The 6,000-nt window shown below is 70.2% G+C and carries 3 protein-coding genes; all 3 read left to right on the plus strand.

What is annotated here, in order from left to right:
* The first annotated feature begins 1,857 nt into the window (after positions 1 to 1,857).
* Positions 1,858 to 2,724, plus strand: coding sequence for a hypothetical protein (locus ACLQ24_RS00585; protein ID WP_425888417.1), 867 nt, complete (start codon positions 1,858 to 1,860; stop codon positions 2,722 to 2,724).
* Between the two features lie 564 nt (positions 2,725 to 3,288).
* Positions 3,289 to 4,257, plus strand: a complete 969-nt coding sequence (locus ACLQ24_RS00590; RefSeq protein ID WP_425888419.1) for a replication-relaxation family protein — start codon at positions 3,289 to 3,291, stop codon at positions 4,255 to 4,257.
* A 624-nt stretch (positions 4,258 to 4,881) separates the two neighbouring features.
* The gene (locus tag ACLQ24_RS00595) at positions 4,882 to 5,817 is read left to right on the plus strand and encodes a replication-relaxation family protein (protein ID WP_425888421.1); all 936 of its coding nucleotides are present in this window, start codon (positions 4,882 to 4,884) and stop codon (positions 5,815 to 5,817) included.
* Positions 5,818 to 6,000: the final 183 nt, after the last annotated feature.

Raw genomic sequence — 6,000 nt, forward strand, 5'->3', positions numbered from 1 at the left:
CGAGCCGGTGCGAGGCGGGCAGGGGTCGTGGTGGTGCGACCTCGAGCTCGCTCAAGTCGAAGCCGACTCTGAGCCGGACGGGTCGGGCTCTGACACCCTTAAACCCGTGTTTGTGTGCTCTGGCGAACGCCTGCCGAACTCACAACCGCTCACAGCGACTCACATAGTCACGCGGTCGATGTCCGTTCTCAGGCAATCTGCTCCGTTCTCAATATTTCTGCTCCGAGTGCCCTCGGTCTGCTGACCCGCTCGCCGCGTTCTTACGTGTTCGGGCGAGCGCGAACCGGCCCTACCAGGAACGATGCTGAGAAAGAGGTTCGCGATCAGGTCCCACTCGCGGACGCGGCCAGACCGAGCGCCCCGCCGCAGAACGTGGCCACGGGGCAGATCGACTGAGAATCATGCCGAGTTGGCTTCTCAATCGAACTGCTCCGCCCAGCTCAGCGAACCCCACCCGGAGCAACTTCGCTGAGAACGGACGGCCAGCGCCGGTCCGACGCGGATGCGCCACCGCCTCGGCGCCAACCACCCCCGACAGTGGCAGAAGTCGATGACACGGTGGGTAGTGTGACGGTTCACGAATGCTGCGACAGCGTGACCGCCGACTGCTCGGCCGCGGTGCCAACGTGTCACACGCCGCGGCGGCGACGACCGGTCAGGCACTCATGCAGGTCGATGACATGGTGTCCGCGGACATGTCCTTACCCGACAGGCGCGGACACGGCCTGCGTGCGGTTGACGCGCCCGTCCATGCGGCGCAGGGATGTCATGCCGGTTTGACCACCGCCACCACGGGAAGGGCTGTCGCCGATCGATGCCAGTGTCACTCCAGGTCAGGAACACGCGCGTGACTGCGCTGTCCCGGCCCTGCTCAGCAACCGCGCCGGACACTTTGTCAACGACGAACATCGATGACATGTGCGATGCCGCGGACACTCGGCCGGACGCGGAGGGCACCTTCTGCCTCACCTCGAGGCCGTGGCCGCGCGCACGGACGCAATCGACATGTCTCGACGTCGTGTGACCGCCGCCGATCGCATGCCCGGACAAGGTGACACAGCACCCCTGCCGACGTTCCTGTCCTCTCGGACGCGGCCCGCCGCTGCCTGCGCGGACAAGATGTCCATCGATCATCCTCGTTGACATCGGTTCGCTCGTTCCCGGCAAGGCAGCCGGTACGGAGGGTTCCCCATCACTGGTGCATCCACCGGCGACCGACACGGGTGAGGCGCCAGGCACGATGCCCGACCCGGGGGACGCGGCAGGTGGTCAGGATGCGCGTCACCACCACCGGCGTCGTCGCCGGCACTTCGGGCGTGCCGGCAGCGGATGCCACGCCGCTGTGAGTCTCTGTGAGCGGCTGTGAGTCGCTGTGAGTGAGAGGGTGTACGGCCCTGAGGGCCTCTTGTCGGGCACTTCTCGCACGGCCCTCTGTTCTCACAGCCCTGCTCAGAACCCTCGTACGAGGGGGCGCCGGCGCGATCGTCAGCTCAGCGCCAGACCGGACGGGCTGTGTCAGCGGCTGTGAGCGCCTGTGAGTCGCTGTGAGTGACTGTGAGCGGTGGGCGCGGCCCGACGATCGCGGCCTCGTCGTGGAGCCGTTTGGGTGCCGCGCTTGGCGTGCGTCGGTGGCTCACAGCCCTGCTCAGCCGTACCGCGGCCCGTCCGAATCGCCTGCCTGGTGCCGTTCTCGGGTCCGGAGTTCGGGCGAGGCACCGCAGCGGCCCGCTGGGCGCGAAAGCCGGCTTGACCTGCGCTGTGAGTGCCTGTGAGTGGGTCGTGGCGTAATCGGCATTCCAACGTCGCCAGGACACGCCGGCGACGCCCGATGGTCTTTCTGGCCTAGGAGTGCTGATCATGAGTGTGTCCGACACGATCTTCCCTGCCGCGCCCCTGGACGCCGTCGATGTCGCGTTCGCGGCGCTGACCAGCGACCCGACGCCCCTGTCCCTCGACCTCGACATGTTCGGTCCGGATGACGGCCTGCCAAGGGGTGTCGTGGCGCTGCCGGCGCTGCGGGACTGGCTGCTGGCGAACCCGCGCGCCTACACGGCCCGCGACGCGGTGTGGCGGGAGTTGATCCGTCGTGCCCGCCTGGACGGGCCGCAGTGGGTCATCGCTGCGGTCGGCATGGCAATGCCGGCGCTGCGCCGCTACGCCAGGCGCTTGTCTGACGGCTACAGCGGTGACCCCGACGACATCGGCGCGGAGATCCTCGCGGGTTTCCTGGCGGCGCTGCGTGACCACGTGGACGTGGCTCGCCGGGCGCCGTACGCGTCGTTGTGCCGGGCCGGGTGGCGCGCCGGGCACGCGCTGCGCCAGCAGGCCAGCGAGTTCACTGCGGTCGAGGACGTGGAGCGCGTCACGGGACCGCGGACGCCGCAGGTGCCCTACGGGCATCCGGACGTGCTGGTACGCCGCGCGGTGCGCCTGGGGATCCTCGACGCCGACGACGAGCAGCCCTACATCGACGTGCGGTTGGGACGGCGGGCCATGGACCCGATCGCGGCCCGGATGGGCATCAGCGCCGACGCCCTGCGCATGCGGTTGGGTCGCATCGACACCCGCCTCGCCGAAGCCCTCGCCAGCGGCATGCTGACCGGCGCGGCGTCCCCGCAGGCCGCCGAGGCGTTGGCGGCGCGAGCCGAACGCCGGGCCAGTCTTCGCGCCGCCAGCCGCCGTCGCCTCTCCACCACTGCCACCACGTCGACGGCAGTCGCGTAGGTCCGCTCCCGGAGACCCCCTCGTGACGCCGTCATTTCCTTTGGGGTTCGCCTGAGCCTGGGCTGGATCTGTCCGTTGACAGCGACGTCGAACCGCGTCCGCCCCCGCGAACAGGGGCGGGTCATCTTCGATGGCAGAAACTCGATCTGAACCAAATTCGATGGCAAGAAGTTCAACGTCGCCGGCAACGGACAAGATCACCTCGACTGAGAAAACCCCTCGTTGTGAGTGGCTGTGAGTGGCTGTGAGTGGCTGTGAGCGGAGCAGGCGTTCGCCAGAGCACACAAACGGCGGTTCCTTAGTGACGGCGCCACAAGCCGCGCTCGGATTCTCGCCGTACCGCATGACCGGCCGGTGATCCGGCCGCGCGGACCAGCCAGCTCCGTGCCCGGGCTGCCGTCCGGACACGGAACCGGCGATCTGGCACCGCCCTGTCACCCACTGCGACGCACGACCGCGGTGGCGTGATCCGCCCGAGGTGTGCCGCACCGACGCGGTCACACAGGCATTCATCCGCCCCTGCCACCCCCAATCCGGGAGTGGCACACCTTGGAGGTACCGGTCATGTCGACCACCTACCATCCCCAGTTCACTGTCCCGTCCACCCGACCGATCCCGACGGAGCTGCTCCTGGCCGAGAGCGGCCGCATGCGCCTGCCCGACTGGTGGGCCGTCGAGATGCTCGCCGAGCACCGCGTCCTGACCACCGCGCAGCTCACCGCACTCGGCTTCGCCACCACCACGGCGTCGGCCACCCGACGTCTGGCGATCCTCGCCCGCCGTGGCTGGATCGACCGCCTCTGGAACACCGGCACCGCGGCCACCGCCGACACCTCGTGGTTTCTCGGCCCGGTCGGCGCCCAACTCACCCCGATCGGCGAAGACCGCGATGTCACCCCGGCGCAGGCGTACCGGGCCCGCGACCGGCTCCGCGAACACGCGGAGCTGCCCGGCCTGCTGCAGGCCAACGACTTCTTCGTCGACCTGGCCACCCACGCGCTCACCGAACCCGGGAGTGACCTACGCACCTGGTGGTCACCGCGCACCTGCCGACACGTCACCGCGGCGCGACATGCCGCCTGGCACGGCGAGTACATCCACGACCGCGCCCGCCACGCGTTCTGGTACCAGCCCGACCCCGGCGAGATCCGTCCCGCCGACCTCGCCGACCACGTCCACGCCTACCGGCGGCTGGCCGAACAAACCGGCCTGGCGACCCTGCTGTTCCACGCCGCCGACCCGCAGCGGGAGCAGGAACTGCGCCGCCACCTCGAGCGCCGCAACACGCGGCACCTCACCGTCGTCACCAGCAACCCCGAGCACGGCCACCCGGCCGACCCGGTCTGGCAGCCGATCGGCGAGACACACCGCCTCGCCCTGACCGACCTTCCCCACACCCCCGATCAGTGGCCGCCCGACACCGTGACCTACAAGGAGGTACGGCCCCGAGCCCCACACCCCATCCACGACCCCGAGCGCCCCTACGACGAATCCGTCGCCGACGGCGAGTACCGCTACCCGCCGCGCCCCTGACCAACCGACAGTTGCTCCTCGACCGGCCCACCCGGGCCGGTCGAGGAGCAGACCGGGGCGACCCTCCGAAGCGATCCCCCGGTCACTGTCAGGGGACTGCCGGCGTTGCCGTCCGCTTCGAACCCGAACGGCAACGCCGGCAGCTCTCACACCGCAGGTCGCAGCCGCTGTGACCAACTTCGATCGCGGCGACTGAGGCTGCCCGTGTCACCGGACGTTCGTCACACGCGCGAGACCAGGCAGGTTGGCATGTCCAACCACGCTTGCGGACAGCGACTACGGACCTCCGGTTGCTTTCGCCCGCTGCAGCCCCGGGGCGCACCAACCTCACACCCACTCGCACCTGTGACCTTGGAGCAACAACGATGATCGCCCCGCACCGCGAACCTCACCAGCGTCACCGGCCCGACTCACACCCATCCTCACCGCAGCGTCTGGCCGAACCCGTTGTGCCCGGCACTTCAGCGGTCAGTGCTGGTCTCCGTTCTACCGTCCGTCTTGATCCTGACACCCAACCTGACCCCGCACGGCCGCTCACAGCCCAGGTCAACCCCGCTGTCAGGAGTCCGGGAACGCTCCAGACAGACCCTCCAGTCTCGGGTCTCTCCCCCAGGGCTTGTGCCCATGGGTAAACACCTACCGACCGTGGACCCACTGCTGCGCCTGCAGGCCAGCATCACCGCCCGCGACGACCGGCTCCTGGGCTGGCTCTGCGACCACGGCGTGCTCACCACCGACCAGATCGCCGCCGCCCTCTTCCCGTCCCTGGACTTCACCCAACGCCGGCTACGCCGCCTCACCGCCCTGCGGGCAGTCGACCGGTTCCGGCCCAACAAAGCCGACGGAGGCTCGCACCCCTACCACTACGTCCTGGACCAACTCGGCTACGACCACGTCCACGCCCAACGCGGACTCCCACGAGGCCGCCGAGACCAAGCCCGCCGACGCAAACACTCCCTCACCCGCCGGCCGGACCTGCCGCACCTGCTCGGCGGCAACCAGGTCTTCATCGACCTCGCCGCCCACGCCCGCACCCACCCCGACACCGAGCTGGCCCGCTGGCAACCCGCGTCCGCCTACCACGAACCCGGCACCCTCTACCGCGAAGGCGGCGACCCCAACATCATCCTCGCCGGAGCGACCGGCTTCCCCCGCCCGGACGGCGCCGGAATATGGACCGAGGGCGGACGGTCCGTGCCGTTCTTCCTCGAGTACGACACCAGCGGTGAGAACCTGCAGGTCCTCATCGACAAAATCATCAAATACGAGCGGCTCTACCTCCTGAGCACCTGGGCGTGGCCGGTGCTGTTGCACCTCCCCTCAGCCCGCCGCGAAGCGAACCTGCACCACCGGATCGCCGGCACCGGCCCGGAGGCGGCCATCGCCACCACCACCGCCGAACTCCGCACCGCCCTCGCCGCCAGCCCCGCCCACCAGATCTGGCAACTACCCGGCTGTACCGGCCGTCACCGCCTCATCGACCTGCCCTACACCGACACCCACCACGACGACCAATACCCCACCCACGACCAGCCCACCCCGGACGAGCGGGCCGCCTAATGAGGGGGAGCGGAACACACGGCGGCGGGGGGGGGGGGGGGGGGGGGCCCGCCCCCCCCCCCCCCCCCCCCCCCCCCCCCCCCCCCCCCCCCCGCCCCGCCCCCCCCCCCCCCCCCCGGGCCCCCCCCCCCCCCCCCCCGGGGACCCCGGCCCTACCCGCCGGGAGCGGCCCGCGGCGTGCGC

This window comes from Micromonospora sp. DT4 (assembly GCF_049841675.1).
Classification (GTDB): domain Bacteria; phylum Actinomycetota; class Actinomycetes; order Mycobacteriales; family Micromonosporaceae; genus Micromonospora.